The sequence below is a fragment of the Granulicatella sp. 20925_1_45 genome, assembly GCF_041433555.1.
In the GTDB taxonomy this organism is placed as follows: domain Bacteria; phylum Bacillota; class Bacilli; order Lactobacillales; family Aerococcaceae; genus Granulicatella.
Map to the genome: position 1 here is coordinate 63,310 of NZ_JAPWBR010000005.1, position 19,569 is coordinate 82,878.

Sequence of the window (19,569 nt, forward strand, 5' to 3'; positions counted from 1 at the left end):
CTCCAATCTATCTTCGAATTCCTTCTTGCGGGATGATTATTCTCCCCATACCTCACGAGCGATTTCGCTAATTAAGGCAATTTTCTTCCATTGATCTTCTTCTGTTAAAATATTTCCTTCTTCTGTTGAAGCAAATCCACATTGAGTACTTAAGTATAAGTTTTCAAGTGGCACGTATTGGCTCGCTTCTTTAATACGAGCGATGACTTCATCTTTGTCTTCTAAGTCTGCAAATTTTGAAGTTAAGAGTCCTAATACAACTTTCTTCTCATTACCCACTTTAGCAAGAGGATTGAAGTCGCCGGCACGGTCTGTATCGTATTCTAAGTAGTACGCATTTACGTGTTCGCCTGCTAATAATTCATCTTCTACTTTTTCGTATCCCCCTTGAGAAATCCATGTTGATCGGAAGTTACCGCGGCAAACGTGTGTGTTCACTACTAGGTCTTTTGGTAATACATCAAGAACTGAATTGTTCAATTGTAATGCACGACCTGCAAAGTCACGACGAACTTCTTCTAATGGACGGTCTGCATCGAAACGTTTTACAAAACCATCGTCTGCTAAAGCGCCCCATGTACAATCATCAAATTGAAGCGTGCGAAGACCTTCGTTGTATAAGTCTGTAATGACATCTACATATGCGTTTTTAATCGCTTCGAAAAGCTCTTTTTCTGTTGGATACACAGATGTCCACGCTGCAATATTTTCAGGTGTAAAAATTAATTCGAAATAGAATTGTGATGGAGCAGGGATTGTGAATTTCACAACAACATCTTCGTCTTTCACTAAGTCACGTAAGAATTTGAAATGTTCGACGAATAGGTGGTTATGTCCATCAATTGGAGCTGTTAATGTTGCCGTATCAGCTTTTGTTTCGACACCGTTAAATTTTAAACCGTGTTTACCTACTCTATGTTCCACACCATTGAATCCCCAGAAGAAGTCCAGGTGCCAATAAGCACGACGGAATTCTCCGTCTGTAACGCCTTTTAATCCAGCAGCGATTTGTTTTTTAACAAGTTCGCGAATTTCTTTATTTTCTACAGCTGTTAATTCTTCTCGTGTGATTTCACCGTTTGCGAATTTTTCGCGTGCTTCTACTAAGTCTTTAGGACGTAAATAACTTCCTACGTGGTCTACTCTAAATGGTGCATGTGTTGTCATAAATGTGTTTCTCCAATCTATCTACGAATTTCTTCTTGTGGGATGATTATTCTCCCCATACCTCACGAGCGATTTCGCTAATTAAGGCAATTTTCTTCCATTGATCGTCTTCAGTAAGGATGTTTCCTTCTTCTGTTGAAGCAAATCCACATTGTGTACTTAAGTATAAATCTTCAAGTGGAACATACTCACTTGCTTCTTTAATACGAGCAATGACTTCATCTTTGTCTTCTAATTTTCCTGATTTAGAAGTGAGAAGCCCAAGAACGACTTTCTTACCATTGTTTACTTTTGCTAATGGCTTGAAGTCGCCGGCGCGGTCTGTATCGTATTCTAAGTAGTACGCATGTACGTTTTCATCTTCGAATAATGCGTCGCTTACTGAATCGTAACCACCTGAACTTGCCCATGTTGAGTGGAAGTTACCACGGCATACGTGAGTGTTTACTGTTAAATCTTCTGGTAAGTCTTCTAGAATTCCGTTGTTTAATTCTAAGAATTCACGTTTGTGTTCTCTTCTTAATTCTTCAGGTGTTAAATGACTTTCTTTTGAAATGATGTTTAAGAAGTTATCATCTACGATTACACCCCATGTACAGTCATCGATTTGTAAGAGACGGCAACCTGCATCGTATAATTCTTTAATCACTTGTCTGTAAGCAGCAATGATATCTTTAAAGAGTTCTTCTTTTGAAGGGTATACTGAGAAAGTTTGCTCAATATGCTCTGCATCACGAATCAATTCGAAGTAGAATTGCGCTGGAGCAGGGATTGTTTGTTTTACGATGAAATCTTCGTCTTCGAATTGTTTTAAGAATTTGAAGTGTTCTACGAATGGGTGATTTTCACCAGTAATTTTTCCAACGACATCTGCTGAGTCAGGTTTTGTAATTTCATCGTGGAATTGATATCCGATTTTTGCTTGAGTGTGTTCTACTCCGTTCAATCCCCAGAAGAAATCTAAGTGCCAGTATTGGCGACGGAATTCGCCGTCAGTGAATCCTTTTAATCCAGCTTTCTTTTGTTGTTCGACTAACTTTTCGATGGCTTTATCTTCGACGGCTGTTAATTCCTCGCGTGTAATTTCACCTTTTGCAAATTTTTCTTTTGCTTCTACTAATTCTTTTGGACGTAAGAAACTTCCTACGTGATCTACTCTAAATGGTGCTTGTAATTTTGACATTGGTCATTCCTCCTATAAATAAAAAATCCTCACAGTATCGCTACTGCAAGGACGAAATTTTCGTGTTACCACCTTGTTTTGTAGAATCCTCACGAATCCTACCTTACCGAGTACGCACACTGGGTGTTATACTCTACAGCTATAATGGGCTACCCATTTACGTCTAATGATTCGACGTAAAATCACTCCGAGGCCATCTTCAAAAACTCAATTTCATCTCTTCCCACCAACCGAGACTCTCTTAGCAAATCTTATTTTCTACTCACCTGTTCTTTGTGATGTCTGATTAACATGTTCTTAGGATAACAGAGAACAAACCGCATAGCAATAGGTTTTCTTATACCGTTTTTCTATCGATTGTTATAACTATTGGTTATATACCTGTAAAAACCCTATAAAACAGGTTATAAAAAAAGACTTAGAGACAAACTCTAAGTCTTACATCATTATTCAGAATCGATTAATTCATGTAATTTTTTCTTATAGTAGAATGTTGCGAAAATTGATAAACCAAGAATCACGACAACGTACGCAATTGTAATGAACCAAACGAAAGTACGATTCCATTCTGGTAAGTGAATTAATAGATAAACCGCTCCGAAGATAAATCCGAAGAGAACCACGACAAAAATGACCGACTTAAATCCACTACGCATACGGTTTAAGAGTTCAATGACATTCGTCCACGTTGGCGTAAAGAGCTTCAAGTCTCTGGTGTATCCCCAACGGCTAAGCCCTAGACTGATGATTCCCCATGAGAGAATGATACCCAAGGTCATATAAATCGGTAAGCGAAGCACCGTACAAATAACCGTCATAAGAATGACTGGAATGATAGATTGAATCGCAAAGAGAATCCAGAATTTACGTTCTAAAAATTGGTGCATATCGAATGGAAGAACTTTTAGATAATAATAGTTTTCCCGCTCGAGTGAAATTCCGACCGCTAATAAGTTGTTTCCTCCTGTATTGAATCCTGCAATGAAGGTAATGAGCATCGCAAATGGTAAGAAGGTGTTTAGGTTTAGGAGTTTCATAAAACTAATTTCTACCGGACCACCTGAAAAACTTAAAACTGCTGGAATTAAGAGGAGATATGGTAATATTCCTGCACTAATAATCGTTTGCGTTAATACCGAACCTTCCATTAATTGGCGAAGCGTATAGCGAATCACGAATTTCGTTGAAAGCTTGCTACCATCTAATTCCATTTGTTTCACACGTTCGACTTTTACTTTCGAAGACGATGTTTGCGAAACGGCTTGGTAGAAGTTTGGCAATACAATGAACTTCACGAGTAGTATAATTGCCACGAATGCTAAAATCACTAATCCAATCATCGGATAAACAGTCATGTCGAATGGATCCAAAATTGCATTATAGAAGGCGAGTACTGGTTGAATGAAAGCTGGCATTTTTCCTGTTAATACAGTATTTACCATCGAATCTGTCAGCATCAGTTGATAGCCAATGACGGCCCCAAGGGAAATCACGAAAACTAAAATATTCGCAATCACGGATTGATATTTTCTAAACAGTGGAATCTTCGCTAGAAAGAAGCAGAGAAGAAACATCAATAAGTAAACAATCGAACTAAATAAAAGCACCCCTAATAAGGCAATTGGAATCGTGAAAAGGATGAAGCCTCCTGAAAAATACACGTGGATTCCAAATAGCATCACGATTGGAAGTAATCCTTGCAATGTAGCCACTACAATCGAAAGGCTCTTTCCAAGAACGACTTCTAATTCCGTAAAGGCATAAGGCAAATACGATTCGAAGTCTTTACTTTCATAAAAGACATTGTAAATAGCTGGCAATGCTTGCGAAACTAAAATCATCAAGAATAAGAAAACCGTCGTTCCGAATTGAAGTGGAGGGTATGAACGTCCAAACATCGCTCCAGGAATTCCAAATAAAGCTCCAAACATCACCGCAAACAGCAATTGTTGCGTCAATGTTTTCATCGCCACATTCACGGGTTTCGATGGATTTTTCGCTTGTTTCTTTCGATAATTTTGTAATTGTGCCGGTTGCGTCGCAAAAATTAAATTGGTCTTCACCAGCGTAAGAATTCGATTAAACCGCATGTGAATCCACTCCTTCTTGTCTACCGGCTAGTGATAAGTAGATTTCTTCAAGCGTGCTATCTGGTTGTTGGCCTTTCAACTCTTGAATCGTACCGTAGAAGAGTAGTTTTCCTTTTTTCAAAATTGCAATCTTATCGCAGAGTTGTTCTGCCACTTCTAAAACGTGTGTCGAGAAGAGAACGGTATTGCCTTTATCGGCATGTTCGCGCATTAATTTCTTCAAGTCATAAGAAGCTTGTGGGTCAAGACCTGTCATTGGTTCATCGAGTACCCAAATTTCAGGGTCTGATAAAAGCGCCCCGATGACGAATACTTTTTGACGCATCCCGTGTGAGAACGAATCAATGACTTCATAGCGATGTCCTTCGAAATCAAATAATTCTAGTAAATAAGCAAGACGGCTTTCTACTTCGTCTAATGTCATGCCATAAGAAGAAGCGACTAATTCCCAAAATTCATTGGCGGTTAAGCGTAGGAATAGGTCTGGGCTATCGGCCACATAGCCAATTTTTTCTTTAATGGCTAGTCGGTTGGATGATAATTCTTGTCCGTCCACAATAATTTCTCCGCTAGTTGGATGGATAACGCTCACGAGTGATTTGATGGTAGTTGATTTACCAGCCCCGTTATGTCCGATTAATCCAATAATTTTTCCACTTTCAATTGTTAAGTTAAGTCCATCTAAAGCGACAGTTTGATCATATACTTTTGTTAAATTGCGAAATTCAATCATATTTATTCCTCCTTATGGATTATTTCACCCTTATTATACAGCTAATAATACTAAAAAATAGTACTTTTTTGCGTAAAAAGAGTATTTTTTTGCTAAAAACCTCTCCTTAGCATTTATAAACAGAGGTAAATTTGAAACTTGATTTCTTTTATAAGAGTGCAAAACAAAATCTATTTTTAAATACAGATTGAACTTTCTTTTAAAATGACTCTATTCAATCGATTACTACGAATCCTTACGGATATCTTCATAATAGTGGTAATAGGGCACCGGTTCGAGCCTAAGGTCTCTCACCTTTAAAGTCTCAAAGCTGAAGTAAGAAATAAATTTCTAACTCCAGCTAATTCGCATTTAATGCTATCCCCTATTACTACTACTATAGAATCCGTATGATTCTTCGTAATCTTAATGAGTGCTTTTAATTATATTTCAGAATTTTAAACAGTTTATTTTACACGATACAAAGTAATAAATTTCCTAAAATTATCATATTTAAAAAGAGGTTTTATGCTAAAATATTCTTAATAAGAAAGCGCTTTATAATTTAGAAGTAGGATAACTGGCAAAAAATAAGAAAAGGTAGGTGAATAAAAATGTATCGTCATGTTATCTCTGTCATCTTACTACTAGCTTTAATTCTCGGAAAAATATTTTTAAAAGAGGATAAAAAATAATCAAAAACAAAAAAGCCATCATTTCTGATGGCTTTTTGTGTACTTATTATTCATTTTCTTCGTCGACTAATTGTTGCGCAAAGTCTTTCATGTTGCCTTTGATTTGGTCTTCTGAAAGTGATGCAGTTGGTGTTTCTGTTGCTACTGATTCATTTGTTGATTCAGTCGCTTCAGAAGCTTCTTCTGTTTCGTCTTCGCGGTCCACAATCGCTAATGAACTTACAATCGCATCTTGATCGAGACGCATCATACGAACTCCAAGTGCGCCACGGCCTGTTTGAGACACGTCTTCGGCATGGAATCTGATGATAACCCCTTTATTCGTCATGATAAGTAAGTCTTCGTCTCCAGTTACGGTACGTAGGCAGACAAGTGGTCCATTTTTCTCAGTAATACGAAGTGTACGAACCCCTTTTACGCCACGGCCTTTCAATGCGTATTCGCTCGCAGCTGTACGTTTTCCGTAACCTTTTTCGCTGACTACTAATACTTCACGGTCTGGCGTTAAAATATCCATTCCGATGACATAGTCGCCTTCACGTAGAGAAACCCCACGAACACCTGAAGCGGTACGACCCATCGCACGAACTTTATCTTCATGGAAGCTTACAGCGTTACCGTGATAAGTTCCGAGGATGATGCCATCATTTCCGCTTGTGACTACTACACGAATCAATTCATCATCTTCGCGTAATTGGATGGCACGTAGACCATTTGTACGGATATTCTTGAATTCTGATAGACGAACACGTTTTACCGTTCCACGTAATGTTGTGAAGAACAAGTAACGTTCTGATTCATCTGATTCTGGAACACTGATAATCGCTTGGATTTTCTCAGCTGAATCAATGTTTAATAAGTTGATAACTGGTAATCCTTTTGCTGTACGACTATATTCAGGAATTTCATACCCTTTTGCTTGGTACACTTTCCCTGTATTCGTAAAGAAGAGGAGTGAATCGTGTGTTGAACATGAAATCATGTTTTCCACGTAGTCATCATCATGGACACTCATTCCTTGAACCCCACGTCCTCCACGGCGTTGTGCCTTGAATTCAGTGTTGGCAAGACGTTTGATATATCCATTCTTCGTTAATGTAATCACGACATCTTCTTGTTCGATTAAATCTTCATCTTCAAGGCTTAATGCTTCTCCGACTAATAATTCTGTACGACGAGGATTGTCGAAACGTTGTTGGATTTCAAGTAATTCTTGTTCGATGATTTCGTAACGAAGTTCTTCGCTCGCTAATACTTTTTCTAAGTATTGAATCGTTGCTTGTAATTCGTTGTATTCTGCATCGATTTTCTCACGTTCTAATCCTGTTAAACGAACCATACGCATATCAAGAATCGCTTGTGCTTGTTTATCGCTTAAGCCGTATTCATTCATGAAGCGTTCTTTAGCGATATCTCCACTTGCTGAACTTCTTAAGATGGCCACAATCGCATCGATATGGTCTAAGGCGATTTGCAACCCTTCTAAGATGTGAGCGCGATCTTCCGCTTTTTTCTTATCGAATAAGCTACGACGACGAACGACTTCTTCTTGGTGATCTAAGTAGTGGCGTAAAATTTCTTTTAAGCTCAATACTTTTGGCTCTTGATTAACAATCGCAAGCATATTGAATCCGAAGTTTGATTGTAATGGTGTTAATTTGTATAAATTATTTAATACAACGGATGCGGAAACATCACGACGTACTTCAATCACGACACGCATTCCAACACGGTCAGATTCATCGTTTAAGTAAGTAATTCCTTCGATTTTCTTCTCGTGGTGTAATTGTGCGATACGTTCTACTAAACGCGCTTTATTTACCATATATGGTAATTCAGTGATGATGATGCGTTCTTTTCCGTTTTTCAATTCTTCGATTTGTACGCGTCCACGAACCGTAATCGATCCGCGTCCTGTTTCGTAAGCACGACGAATTCCAGATTTCCCTAAGACAAGTCCTCCAGTTGGGAAGTCAGGTCCAGGGAGAGCTTCCATCAATTCAGTAGTTGTGACATCAGGGTTCTTCATTAATAAGTGAAGAGCTGAGATGACTTCCGCTAAGTTATGTGGTGGAATATTTGTTGCCATCCCAACCGCAATCCCTGTTGCACCGTTGACTAATAAGTTTGGAATACGTGCTGGTAATACTTCCGGTTCACGTTCTGTTGAATCGTAGTTATCACGGAAATTGATTGTATCTTTGTTAATATCGCGAAGCATTTCAAGAGCAATTTTACTCATACGAGCCTCTGTATAACGCATCGCAGCGGCGCCGTCTCCATCGACAGAACCAAAGTTACCGTGTCCATCGATTAATGGGTAACGGTATGAGAAATCTTGTGCCATACGAACCATGGCATCGTAAATTGCAGAGTCACCGTGTGGGTGATATTTACCCATTACGTCCCCGACAATACGCGCAGATTTTTTATGCGGTTTGTCCGGTGTCACTCCAAGTTCACTCATTCCATATAAAATACGACGGTGTACTGGTTTTAATCCATCGCGTACATCTGGTAGGGCACGCGATACAATAACACTCATCGAATACTCTAGAAATGATTTACGCATGGTATGCACTAAATCAGTTGATTCAAAAGTTTCTTCAAAGTGTTTCACTTCTTCAGACATAATTCGTCTCCTTTTCTATTCTTCTCTTCAAATTCGTTTACTAGATTAGATATCTAAATCTTCCATATTGACATATTTCGCATTGCTTTCGATGAATTCACGACGTGGTTCTACACGGTCACCCATCAAGATATCTAAAATTTGATCCGCTTCTGCAGCATCTTCCACAGATACTTGTAACATTGAACGGTTTTCAGGATTCATGGTTGTTTCCCATAATTGTTCCGCATCCATTTCCCCAAGACCTTTGTATCGTGATAATTGTGGTTTTGGATGTGCTGGTAATTCTTTTAGTTTTTCCTCTAACTCTTTATCATTTTGAATGTAGTATTCATTCTTACCTTGTTTCAATTTGTAAAGAGGTGGTTGCGCGATATAAATATATCCAGCTTCCACTGCAGGGCGCATATAACGATAGAAAAGAGTAATGAGCAATGTACGAATGTGACTTCCATCGACATCGGCATCGGTCATGATGACTAATTTTTGGTAACGAGCTTTCGATAAATCAAAATCTCCACCAAAACCAGTTCCCATCGCTGTAAAGAGCGAACGAATTTCTTCGTTGGCTAAAATTTTATCGAGTGTTGCTTTTTCAACGTTCAAGATTTTCCCGCGGATTGGTAAAATCGCTTGGAAATGACGTGAACGTCCTTGTTTTGCTGAACCACCCGCAGAATCCCCTTCGACGATGAATAATTCAGAAATCGTTGGGTCATTGCTTGAGCAGTCTGCTAATTTACCTGGTAAGTTTGAAATTTCTAAACCAGATTTCTTACGAGTCACTTCACGCGCACGTTTTGCAGCAAGACGTGCTTTCGAAGCTAAAATCCCTTTTTCGACAATCTTACGTGCGACTTGAGGGTTTTCCATTAAGAATTTATCGAAGTGTGTTGAGAACAGGCGGTCTGTAATCGTACGAGCTTCAGAGTTTCCTAATTTCGTTTTTGTTTGTCCTTCGAACTGTGGATCAGGGTGCTTGATAGAAATAACGGCAGTTAAACCTTCACGGACATCTTCACCGCTTAGTTTTTCTTCGTTTTCTTTCATCAATTTTTGACGACGCGCGTAATCGTTAATCACACGTGTTAGGGCCGTCTTCATCCCTGATTCGTGAGTACCACCTTCATAAGTGTGGATATTATTCGTAAAGCTGAGAAGGTTTGTATGGTATCCAGAAGTGTATTGCATTGCCACTTCTACTTGAATGCCATCTTGTTCGCCTTCTACATAAATTGGCTCTTCGAATAACACTTGTTTTGATTTATTTAAGTGTTCAACATAGCTCTTAATCCCGCCTTCGTAGCAGAATGATTTTCTAACTGGCTCTTCTTCGCGGAAATCTGTGATCGTTAATTTTAATCCTTTATTCAAGAACGCTAATTCACGCACACGGTTGGCTAATTTATCAAATTCAAAGACAGTTGTTTCTTGGAAAATTTCAGGGTCTGGTACAAAGTATACGCTCGTACCATGTTTATCTGTTTTACCAATGATTTTTAAATCATCTAAAACGGCACCACGTTTATAAGATTGCTCGTAAATGTTGCCATCTTTAAATACTTGAACGGTTAAGTCTGTTGAAAGAGCATTAACAACAGAAGCCCCAACCCCGTGAAGACCCCCAGAAACTTTATAGCCTCCGCCGCCGAATTTACCACCGGCGTGAAGCACTGTAAATACAGTTTCTACGGCAGGACGACCTGTTTTTTCTTGAATATCGACCGGAATCCCACGTCCATCATCGGTTACGCGAATGTGGTTTTCTTTTGTGATTTCGATTTCGATATGTGTCGCAAACCCAGCCAACGCTTCGTCGATTGAGTTATCCACGATTTCCCAAACAAGGTGGTGCAACCCGGCACTACTTGTTGAACCAATATACATCCCAGGACGTTTACGAACAGCTTCGAGTCCTTCTAATACTTGAATCTGACTTGCATCATATTGCGCAGCTAATTCAGCTTTGTTTTCTTCTGTCATATGCTAATTCTCACTCTCCGTTTTTAAAATAGTTCCTTTTTCAATCGGTATTACGACTGGTTCATTAATAAATTGTTGCTTAATCCCATCCAGGCTCGTTGTCGTAATAAAGGTTTGCACCTTATTTTCAATGGCCTTAATTAGATGAGTTTGTCTGTCATCATCGAGTTCGGAAAGTACATCGTCTAATAGTAGAAGAGGATACTCGCCTGTCGATAATTTCATCAATTCGATTTCCGCAAGCTTCAAACTCAGAACGGTCGAACGTTGCTGTCCTTGCGAACCATACGTTTGAACCGGAACCTCATTCAAATAAAAAATCAAATCGTCACGGTGCGGTCCAATCAGCGTTGTGGCTTGATCCGCCTCACGAGTTTGATTCTTCTTGAATTGATTCATATAAATTTCTTTCATTTGCTCAGGTGTTAAACCATCCTCCAATGGAATCGTTGCTTGATACGACACCGAGAATTTCTCACGACCAAGCGATAACTGGTCATGAATCGGAATGGCTAAAGCCTCCAATTGCTTCATAAAATCGAGACGATGAAAGACGATTTTACTAGCTAACTCGCTTAACATCTCGCTTAAAACATCTAAGTATTCGTCCGGCTGCTTTTTCTTAATGGCTAGCTGCTTCAAATACGTATTGCGCTGTTTTAAGACGCGATTATATTCCACTAAATCATAGAGGTAGAGGGAACTCATTTGTCCAAGTTCCATATCCACGAATTTACGTCTGTTTTGCGGAGACCCTTTGACAAGTGTGAGGTTCTCTGGGGCAAATAGAATGACATTCAAGTTTCCAAGGTAGGAACTGAGTCGTTTTTGCTCCAAATAATTCACTTTAGCGATTTTTCCTTTTTTAGAAAATTGCAATTCTAAATTCGTCTTTGTTGCTGTTTTTTCAACGGTCCCTTTAATCGTCGCAAACTCTTTATTCCATCCAATCAGTTCTTTGTCGTTTGTCGTGCGATGGCTCTTTGTCATCGCCAAGGCATAAATCGACTCCATCAGGTTGGTTTTCCCTTGTGCATTTTCACCAATAAAAACATGCACACCGTCTGTAAACTCTAGTTGGACAGATTCATAATTACGAAAGTTTTGTAATTGTAAATTAGTCAGCTTCATGCGTCATGTTTGTTCAAATCATTTTCATCCGATTTCATTTCTTTCACAATAAAAATACCTTCATCAGGTATTTCGACACGTGTATTCGGATATAATTTTCTACCACGTCGATTTTCTAACTCTCCATCTACAAAAACTGTATATTCTTGCAAGTACCATTTTGCTTGTCCGCCCGTTGTAATGACGTCAATATGTTTTAAAAATTGCCCTAATGTAATGTACTCATCAGAGATCGATACGATAGTTGTCATGAACTTCCTCTTTTCTAATGGATATTGGTGAGAACTCCATTAAACTCATGTATGCTCACATATTTTTAAGTAGAATAACTCTACAATATTATACAATTTTTACACGCTTTTCGCAAAGAAATTGCAAAATTTAGGGGGTTATTTCAATTTTTAGTCAAAATCAACAAAAAAGCCTAAAAAAACGAAAAACAAAATTTACTAGGATTTTTTCAAAAATTGAAAGTTTTGGGCCAAAAATCACCCCAAAATCGTGCTGCCCAAAATTCACTTATAAGTGAATTTCGGGAAAATGCAAAAATACAGTTGGAAATAAAAAAACTCGAGCCTTCAAAACGAAAGCTCGAGTGATAATTTTATAATCTATGATTACCCGTTGAATGTACGAACAGGTGTCACTAATTGAATGAAGCTATGTGGAATACCAGAGTGGTCTTCTTTTAGTTTCAATGTGAATGGACGGTTTGCTTCTAAGAAGTTGATGACAGCTTCTGAAGAACCGAATAATTTCAACGCTTCTTTTAAGTAGTCTGGGTTGAATGAAATTTCAAGTGGAGCTCCTTCGAAGTTTTCCACAGCGATTTCTTCTTCAACCGTACCGACTTCAGGAGATTTCCCTGTTAATAGAATACGTTCCGGAGAAAGTGTTAATGTCGCGATATTGTTTTTATCCGTATGTGACATTAATGAAGCACGTTCTACAGCTGCTACCAATTCGCTAGCAACGACTGTAATCGAAGTGTTCGCTCCGTCGTTAATTAAACGGTCTGTATCAGGATACATTCCTTCTAATAAACGAGAGTAGAATGATAATGTTTCTGTTTGGAACAAGATTTGATTATCTGTAATCGCAAAATCGATTGTTTCTAATCCGTCGATGATACGAGATAATTCTAATAATGTTTTACCAGGTAATGTCATTTCAAAAGTCAATGCATCACTGCCAGCTGGCATTTGTAATGGAATGATACGTTGGCTTAAACGGTGCGAGTCCGTTGCGACTGCTTTTAATTGGTTGTCTTTAATCACCATATGAATCCCTGTTAAGATTGGACGAGATTCTGCAGTTGAAACGGCAACGGCAGTTTGTACAATCACTTGTCTAAATAATGGAACAGGAATAGTGATGACATGATTTTTTTCGATTTCTGGTAATTGTGGATAATCTACTGCTGATAATCCATTTAATGTAAATGATGCATTACCTGCTGTAATCGTTGCTTGTAATTGATCATTGGTTTCAAGTGTGAATACATTTAAAGGTAATTTTTTAACGATTTCTCCAAAGAAACGAGCAGGAAGAACGATGCTACCTGGTTCTTGGACTGTTAATTGTAATTCTTCGTCTTCGATTGGTAAGAATACTTCGATAGAAACTTCGGAATCACTACCTGTTAATGTTAATCCTTCTTCACTTGCAACTAATTTAATCCCTGTCAAAATCGGAATTGTTGTTTTTGATGGAATTGCACGTTGCACATCTACAAGATTCTTTAAGAACCCTTGTCTGTTTACTGAAAATTTCATAACTGCCTCCTTTAGGGTGTGCTTTTATATTTAATTTATTTATTAATAAAATAGTAATAGTAGTAGAGCCTGTGTATATTGTGGAAAAGTCTATTTTCCTTATAACAGAGACCATTTTTAGTTGTGGATAACCATTGTGGAAAACTCCACCGTTTTTTTTGACTTATCCACAGCTTAATAACCGAGCGAATGCTTGATTTCATTAATCACGCGAATCGTTTCTGGATCATCTTTAGCTTCTTGGCTAATTTTTTCATAGGCGTGAATGACTGTTGAGTGGTCACGACCAAAATCAGCACCAATCTTTTGAAGAGAAACACGTGTTAATTCACGAGAAAGGTACATTGCGATTTGACGCGGTTGAACCATTGTCTTCGTTCTTTTCTTTCCTTTAATATCTTCGACCGTAATATTGTAGTATTTTGCAACGGCGCTTTGGATATCATGAATCGAAAGTAATTTTTCGTCGCCTCCAGGAAGGAACGATTGTAACGCTTCTGCAGCCAGGTCTGTTGAAATATCTTGACCAACCATCACTGAGTACGCTTGAAGACGCATCAGAGCTCCTTCTAATTCACGGACGTTTGATTGAATATGACCTGCGACATAACTCAACACTTCAATAGGAATATTAAATCCAAGTGATTGTGCTTTATTTTGTAAGATAGCAATTCTTGTTTCTAAGTCTGGTGGAGTGATATCGACAGATAACCCCGATACGAAACGAGAAACGAGACGTTCTTGCAATTCTTTAATTTCCGTTGGTTGACGGTCACTCGTTAATACGATTTGTTTTTGGTTATTGAAAAGCGCATTAAATGTATGGAAGAACTCTTCTTGAGTTGCTTCTTTTTTCGCTAGGAATTGAATATCATCGACCAGTAAGATATCCACATTACGGTAACGATTGCGGAACTCTTGCGGCGTTTTTGATCCAATCGAAGCGATCATTTCATTCATAAACTCTTCACTCGTCACGTATTTGACACGTGCGTTTGGATGGCTCTTCTTATATTTATTCCCAATGGCTTGCATTAAATGAGTTTTTCCAAGACCTACACCTCCATAGAAGAAAAGAGGGTTATAGGTATTGCCAGGATTATCCGCAACGTAATGCGCGGCAGCCGTGGCCATTTGGTTTCCTTTACCAATAATAAAGGTTTCAAATGTATATTTAGGATTCAAATGCGAGTCTTCCTCGATGGCAACCATTGTTGGAGCTTCAGGAATGTTCGGTTGAATTTCTTCAACGCCTTGATGGAATGGAGTGTTTACTGGCGCTTCATCTTCTGAATCGATAAAACGTGGTTCAAAAGATTGTCTGAAGTAATCATATCCAATTTCCATGATGTCTCTAATAAGGTTATCTTGCCAATATCTCGCAAATGTTTTAGAAGGCACTTTAATATAGAGAATATTTTGTTCAATTCGAATCGGTTCAGCTGGTTTAATCCAGTGGTTAAATGTAAATTCGGAATTTGTTTTTTCAAAGTGTTCTAATAATAGTTTCCAAAATTCTTGGATGGAATTCATAAATGCACCTCCTTCTATCGTTTTCAAGATTCTAATCCATTTAACAGTGTACCATCTTTCAAAAAAGTTTTCCACAATCGGATGGAGAAAATCACAAAAAAAGTGAGATTTGGATAAGTTTATCCACAAAACGGTGGATAAGTCGAATAAAAAAGTGGAAATTCACAGAGATATACACAAAAAAAGAGCAGTTATAAACAACAAAGAAAGTTGATATAAAAGGAATTTAATAGAGTTATCCACCATTGTGTATAATTTTTGTAAACAGGATGTTATTTTGTGGATAAATTGTTTATAAGTCTGTGGAAATCGTCTTTTATGCAAAAAAACTATCCACCATCGATGTGAATAACTAAAAAAATAGAGCGAAATCAACAGTTATTTGTAGAAATTTTTAGTCTGATTATGTTATGATACTTCAGTAATTTAGTGATTAGATAGTTTATATTGACAAGTAAACATTTTATATTTATAATGTACTAGACTGTCTAGGGAGACTAGATATTTCATTTACAGTAGGAGGTGCACACGAATGAAAAGAACATATCAACCAAGCAAACGCAAACGTCAAAAAGTTCACGGATTCCGTAAACGTATGAGCACAAAAAATGGCCGTAGAGTATTAGCAAGCAGACGCCGTAAAGGTAGAAAAGTTTTAGCAGCTTAGATCACTGAACGTCTCAGTGGTCTTTTTTTTTAAAAACCATTTGAGTGACTGGAGAGATTCAAGTAGATGAAGAAATCGTTTCGAGTAAAGAAAGACCGCGAATTTCAAAAAGTATTCCACAAGGGAAAATCGACAGCGAACCGTCAATTCGTTATTTATAAATATAATAAGGAAGACCAATCCCATTTTCGTGTGGGAATCTCTGTCAGCAAAAAACTTGGAAATGCGGTTACACGTAATCGTCTAAAAAGAAGAATCCGTCATATTTTAATGGAACTTGACGACCAATTGGCGCAAGATGTAGATTTTATCGTTATTGCTCGTCAACCCATCGTACAAATGTCTTATCAAGAAATGAAAAGCAGTATGATGCATGTTTTAAAATTAGCTACAATATTACCTAAAAATGAAGATTCCTATTTATAGGTAGGAATCGTTGAAAATTAAATATTCTAAAAGGTGGGACTTTTCAGTGAAGAAAAAAAGCCAATTGATTGTATCATTAGCAGTTTTAACTTTATTTTTAGCGGCCTGTGGAACTTCTCCAATTACGGAGTCTAGTACAGGATTCTGGGATCGAATTGTTCTATATAATTTGTCTCAATTTATCATCTGGTTATCAAACCTATTAGGAGGAAGTTACGGTTTAGGGATTATCGTCTTTACGATTATTACTCGTTTAATTATGGTTCCTTTAATGCACTTCCAATACCAAAGCACGCGTAAACAAGCGATTCTTCAACCAGAAATTAAAGCGTTACGTGAGAAGTATTCAGCACGCGACCGTGCAACACAAGAAATGCTTCAAGCTGAAATGAATGCTTTATATGAGCGTGAAGGTATCAACCAATACGCTGGATGTTTACCATTATTAATTCAATTGCCAGTTATGATGGCATTGTATCAAGCAATCAGCCGTACAGACGTATTGAAACAAGGTCATTTCTTATGGTTCCAATTAGACCAACCAGACCCATATTTCATCTTACCAGTCTTAGCAGCATTAACAACGTTTGTTACAACATGGTTATCAATGAAAATGCAAGATACTGGTGGTGCTGGTAAAGTTATGATGTATGTCATGCCAGCAATGATCCTATTTATGTCTCTTGGGTTATCAAGTGCGTTATCACTCTACTGGGTAGTCGGAAACGTATTTATGGTAGGCCAAACATTACTATTAAATAATCCATTTAAATTCCAAGAAGAGCAAAAGGCGATTGCCGCTGAGAAAAAACGCCGTGCAAGAGCGCTTGAAAAAGCGAAAAGAAGACACGGAAAATAATTCTTATAGAGCTCTTGTTGAAATGTCTCAATCATGAGATAATAACAATGATTTTTATAGAGTAGGAGAGTTTACGATGACAAATACAATTAAAGTAAGTGACGTTTCAGTAGAAAAAGCAATCCAAAAAGGATTACGTCAGTTAGGATTACCGCAAGACCAAGTGTTTGTGGAAGTCATTTCTGAAGGTAAAAAAGGATTGTTTGGCTTCGGTCAAAAAAATGCTGAAGTGGAATTAACGCCAGTCGCTACAATGGTTAGCGAAGAAGCAGTAGAAGAAGTTGTTGAACCTGTTGTGGAAGAAGCAACTGTCGAAACAGTAGAAACTGTGGAAGTTCCTGAAGAAGACTTCGAAGACGATGATTTCGAAGAAGAAGAAGGAGACGCAGATTACGAAGAAACTGTAGACCAATTAGAAGAAGCTGCTCGTGTGACAAAAGAATACTTAGAAGGCATCGCTAAAACATACGGCGCTGAAGCAACAGTAACAGTTGAAGCGCGTCGTGATCGCATGACTTTCGTATTCGACACAGACAAACAAGGTCTTTTAATCGGAAAACACGGTAAAATCTTGAATGCTTTACAAGTACTTGCGCAAGTATCTGTACACCGCTTCATCAAAGGACGTATTTCAGTTCAAGTGGATGTTGGTGACTACCGTGCACGTCGTAGTGAAACACTACAACAAATTGCGGAAAGAACAGCTCGTAAAGTATTAAAAACAAAACAACCTGTTTACTTAGAACCACTTCCAGCGTATGAAAGAAAACAAATTCACGCTGCGTTAAGTAAAAACAAACGCATCTCAACTCACTCAGAAGGTAAAGAACCACATCGTTACCTTGTAGTTGAAATCGCAGAATAGTAAAATGACAGCTTATGACCGTTTCGGTCATAAGCTTTTTTTGTGCTTTCAAAATCGACTTTTAAAGAATAACGCTTAGAATGATTATTATATCAAGCATTTTTATGAAATTTTCTGCAATGAAAATCATTTTCAAAATTATAAATGCACTTATATAAAATAATACATAATCGTCATTTTCATTCAAAAAAAAAGAAAAAATCCCACAAAACTCTACCAAAATGAAGTTTTTCCTTTGGATATATTGATAAATAAAGGTATAATAAATTTGATATAGGGAACATATATTAAATAAAAGAAAGGAGATATTTATGGATATTCAAATTTTTGTGAATCGAAGAAAAGAACTAGGTTTATCTCAAATTGAATTGAGTGAGGGTATTTGTACACAAGCTACATTGAGTCGATTCGAAAATCACGGTCAAATTCCTTCAATGAAAATATTGACCTTGCTTTGCAAAAAGTTGCAAATGGACGTAGGGGAGTTATTTCCATCTGTAGCGATTAAAGACTCAGTGTTAAATAAAAAACTTGATAAAATCGAATTCAATATTGTAAGTATGGAATACGAAGAAGCAGAAGAGCTTATTAAGAGTATTAATGTTGCACATCTGACTACTCAACAAGAGTGGCGATATTTATACTTAAAAGGTTTCACACAAACCTTAATGAACAAAGATGATGCAGACAGTTTCTTCTATTTTAATCAATTATTAGCGGATCATTCAGACGTTGATAATAAGTATATCTTTTTAGCATATACCGGAATTGGACTTATTTATATGAATCAAGCCGATTATGATAAGGCAGAATACTTCTTTGAAAAAGCTATTCACCAAATTGATTCATATACCATCGAATCTGTAGAAGATGTTTGTCGTGTCCTAACAGTCCTATATTACGCAGCAACATTTTATGCGACGATTAAGGAATATGATACAAGTGATGTGTTATTACGCCGAGGGGTAACGATTTGTGGGGAAAATCATGTTACTTACTACTTAGCGCGAATCAAATATTTACTAGCTGAAAATGCTTATGAAAATAAATTTGAGCAAGAAGAAGTTAAAGAATTAATAAGAGACGCTGCCGCATTTGCCAGACTGAATAAAAATACTGTATTATTAGAAAAGATAAAAGTATTTGAAGACCGTTTGGCGAAAGGAGAATAGATATGTCTATTCGTCTCAAAAAGGAAGATTTCCTTAAAAAAGAAAAACTCGAAGTTCCTGAAACATTGAAAGAGGAACTAGTCAATGATGAGTATGATTTAGATAGTTTTGGAGATGCGTTTATTATGATGCCAAAAATGGAAGAAGATAAACGTCAACAAAACCTTGAAAAGAACATCAAAAAAGAGTGGCTCGAGGATTTCGAAAACTAGTTTCTACTATAATATAGTAAACAAATTCAAAAAGAAGACTTTGGTGAGTTCGCCGAGGTCTTCTTTTATGTTTGAAAAAGCATTTCTGTAAACATTTTATTTGAAGTTTTTTCATAAAAAATTCTTACTAAAAATAGCGTCATTTTAGTTGAAATTGCCTATCAGTTATGATAAATTAATATCACTGTGAATCGAACGTTCGCTTTTAAAACATTTTCAAAAAAAGTTTTGAAAACAGCAAACGTAATCGTTTGACGGAAGCCCTATATTATGATAATATATAGGAGTTGTTGCAAAACAACGATTGACCTTTGAAAACTGAACAAAGAAGACGAACCAAATGTGTAGGGACTTCATCTTCGGATGAAGAAACAACAATTTCTTATCTCTTAAAGAGATACAATAAGTCAGTAATTAAAATGAGCTTTTCAAAGCTTATGAAAATTCAAATTTTTCATGAGAGTTTG

The 19,569-nt window shown here is 37.3% G+C and carries 16 protein-coding genes and 1 other annotated feature; of the genes, 6 read left to right on the forward strand and 10 right to left on the reverse strand.

The genetic code is table 11. The annotated features are described in order from the left end of the window. Positions 1 to 36 precede the first annotated feature (36 nt). The 10 genes from O3798_RS03045 to dnaA form a co-directional block, all read right to left on the reverse strand. Positions 37 to 1,167 carry a 5-methyltetrahydropteroyltriglutamate--homocysteine S-methyltransferase gene (locus O3798_RS03045; protein ID WP_371463196.1) on the reverse strand — a complete coding sequence of 377 codons (1,131 nt, stop codon included), beginning with the start codon at positions 1,165 to 1,167 and terminating at the stop codon, positions 37 to 39. Positions 1,168 to 1,213: 46 nt separating this feature from the next. Further along, positions 1,214 to 2,350 (reverse strand): 5-methyltetrahydropteroyltriglutamate--homocysteine S-methyltransferase, encoded by a 1,137-nt coding sequence (locus O3798_RS03050; RefSeq protein ID WP_371463198.1) that lies wholly within the window; start codon positions 2,348 to 2,350, stop codon positions 1,214 to 1,216. Positions 2,351 to 2,394: 44 nt separating this feature from the next. Next, positions 2,395 to 2,633, reverse strand: a binding site (T-box leader). Positions 2,634 to 2,796: 163 nt separating this feature from the next. After that, a complete protein-coding gene (locus tag O3798_RS03055; RefSeq protein ID WP_371463200.1) occupies positions 2,797 to 4,440 on the reverse strand; it encodes a hypothetical protein in 1,644 nt (547 codons plus the stop codon). Continuing rightward, positions 4,430 to 5,173: an ABC transporter ATP-binding protein gene (locus O3798_RS03060; protein WP_371463202.1), complete on the reverse strand. Its 744-nt coding sequence runs from the start codon at positions 5,171 to 5,173 to the stop codon at positions 4,430 to 4,432. Before O3798_RS03060 ends, O3798_RS03055 begins: the two co-directional genes overlap by 11 nt. A gap of 720 nt (positions 5,174 to 5,893) precedes the next feature. Then, positions 5,894 to 8,479 carry a DNA gyrase subunit A gene (gyrA, locus tag O3798_RS03065; protein ID WP_371463204.1) on the reverse strand — a complete coding sequence of 862 codons (2,586 nt, stop codon included), beginning with the start codon at positions 8,477 to 8,479 and terminating at the stop codon, positions 5,894 to 5,896. Positions 8,480 to 8,524: 45 nt separating this feature from the next. After that, a complete protein-coding gene (gyrB, locus tag O3798_RS03070) occupies positions 8,525 to 10,462 on the reverse strand; it encodes a DNA topoisomerase (ATP-hydrolyzing) subunit B (protein ID WP_285252451.1) in 1,938 nt (645 codons plus the stop codon). A 3-nt stretch (positions 10,463 to 10,465) separates the two neighbouring features. Further along, the gene (gene recF, locus O3798_RS03075) at positions 10,466 to 11,593 is read right to left on the reverse strand and encodes a DNA replication/repair protein RecF (protein ID WP_371463206.1); all 1,128 of its coding nucleotides are present in this window, start codon (positions 11,591 to 11,593) and stop codon (positions 10,466 to 10,468) included. After that, entirely contained in the window at positions 11,590 to 11,844 is a 255-nt protein-coding gene (gene yaaA, locus O3798_RS03080; RefSeq protein WP_371463208.1) for a S4 domain-containing protein YaaA, read from the reverse strand. The genes recF and yaaA overlap by 4 nt, the downstream gene beginning before the upstream one ends. Positions 11,845 to 12,210: 366 nt before the next feature. Further along, positions 12,211 to 13,368, reverse strand: a complete 1,158-nt coding sequence (gene dnaN, locus O3798_RS03085; RefSeq protein WP_048783672.1) for a DNA polymerase III subunit beta — start codon at positions 13,366 to 13,368, stop codon at positions 12,211 to 12,213. A gap of 174 nt (positions 13,369 to 13,542) precedes the next feature. Then, complete coding sequence (dnaA, locus tag O3798_RS03090) at positions 13,543 to 14,901, reverse strand: chromosomal replication initiator protein DnaA (protein WP_371463210.1); 1,359 nt, start codon at positions 14,899 to 14,901, stop codon at positions 13,543 to 13,545. 532 nt (positions 14,902 to 15,433) lie between these two features. Here dnaA and rpmH point away from each other — a divergent pair. The 6 genes from rpmH to O3798_RS03120 all read left to right on the forward strand — a co-directional run bounded on the left by rpmH (position 15,434) and on the right by O3798_RS03120 (position 19,102). Further along, positions 15,434 to 15,568 carry a 50S ribosomal protein L34 gene (gene rpmH / locus O3798_RS03095; RefSeq protein WP_005608206.1) on the forward strand — a complete coding sequence of 45 codons (135 nt, stop codon included), beginning with the start codon at positions 15,434 to 15,436 and terminating at the stop codon, positions 15,566 to 15,568. 66 nt (positions 15,569 to 15,634) lie between these two features. Next, positions 15,635 to 15,994: a ribonuclease P protein component gene (gene rnpA, locus O3798_RS03100; protein WP_371463212.1), complete on the forward strand. Its 360-nt coding sequence runs from the start codon at positions 15,635 to 15,637 to the stop codon at positions 15,992 to 15,994. A 46-nt stretch (positions 15,995 to 16,040) separates the two neighbouring features. Then, on the forward strand, positions 16,041 to 16,853 hold the full coding sequence (yidC, locus tag O3798_RS03105; protein WP_371463214.1) for a membrane protein insertase YidC: 813 nt from the start codon (positions 16,041 to 16,043) through the stop codon (positions 16,851 to 16,853). A gap of 76 nt (positions 16,854 to 16,929) precedes the next feature. Beyond that, a complete protein-coding gene (gene jag, locus O3798_RS03110) occupies positions 16,930 to 17,718 on the forward strand; it encodes an RNA-binding cell elongation regulator Jag/EloR (RefSeq protein WP_371463216.1) in 789 nt (262 codons plus the stop codon). A 311-nt stretch (positions 17,719 to 18,029) separates the two neighbouring features. Beyond that, a complete protein-coding gene (locus O3798_RS03115) occupies positions 18,030 to 18,890 on the forward strand; it encodes a helix-turn-helix domain-containing protein (protein ID WP_048783665.1) in 861 nt (286 codons plus the stop codon). A gap of 2 nt (positions 18,891 to 18,892) precedes the next feature. Beyond that, positions 18,893 to 19,102 carry a hypothetical protein gene (locus O3798_RS03120; RefSeq protein ID WP_048783664.1) on the forward strand — a complete coding sequence of 70 codons (210 nt, stop codon included), beginning with the start codon at positions 18,893 to 18,895 and terminating at the stop codon, positions 19,100 to 19,102. Positions 19,103 to 19,569: the final 467 nt, after the last annotated feature.

Bases quoted from the DNA above. Each gene is read 5' to 3' on its own strand.
- O3798_RS03045 (WP_371463196.1), bottom strand. From the start codon at position 1,167: ATGACAACACATGCACCATTTAGAGTAGACCACGTAGGAAGTTATTTA.
- O3798_RS03050 (WP_371463198.1), bottom strand. From the start codon at position 2,350: ATGTCAAAATTACAAGCACCATTTAGAGTAGATCACGTAGGAAGTTTC.
- O3798_RS03055 (WP_371463200.1), bottom strand. From the start codon at position 4,440: ATGCGGTTTAATCGAATTCTTACGCTGGTGAAGACCAATTTAATTTTT.
- O3798_RS03060 (WP_371463202.1), bottom strand. From the start codon at position 5,173: ATGATTGAATTTCGCAATTTAACAAAAGTATATGATCAAACTGTCGCT.
- gyrA (WP_371463204.1), bottom strand. From the start codon at position 8,479: ATGTCTGAAGAAGTGAAACACTTTGAAGAAACTTTTGAATCAACTGAT.
- gyrB (WP_285252451.1), bottom strand. From the start codon at position 10,462: ATGACAGAAGAAAACAAAGCTGAATTAGCTGCGCAATATGATGCAAGT.
- recF (WP_371463206.1), bottom strand. From the start codon at position 11,593: ATGAAGCTGACTAATTTACAATTACAAAACTTTCGTAATTATGAATCT.
- yaaA (WP_371463208.1), bottom strand. From the start codon at position 11,844: ATGACAACTATCGTATCGATCTCTGATGAGTACATTACATTAGGGCAA.
- dnaN (WP_048783672.1), bottom strand. From the start codon at position 13,368: ATGAAATTTTCAGTAAACAGACAAGGGTTCTTAAAGAATCTTGTAGAT.
- dnaA (WP_371463210.1), bottom strand. From the start codon at position 14,901: ATGAATTCCATCCAAGAATTTTGGAAACTATTATTAGAACACTTTGAA.
- rpmH (WP_005608206.1), top strand. From the start codon at position 15,434: ATGAAAAGAACATATCAACCAAGCAAACGCAAACGTCAAAAAGTTCAC.
- rnpA (WP_371463212.1), top strand. From the start codon at position 15,635: ATGAAGAAATCGTTTCGAGTAAAGAAAGACCGCGAATTTCAAAAAGTA.
- jag (WP_371463216.1), top strand. From the start codon at position 16,930: ATGACAAATACAATTAAAGTAAGTGACGTTTCAGTAGAAAAAGCAATC.
- O3798_RS03115 (WP_048783665.1), top strand. From the start codon at position 18,030: ATGGATATTCAAATTTTTGTGAATCGAAGAAAAGAACTAGGTTTATCT.
- O3798_RS03120 (WP_048783664.1), top strand. From the start codon at position 18,893: ATGTCTATTCGTCTCAAAAAGGAAGATTTCCTTAAAAAAGAAAAACTC.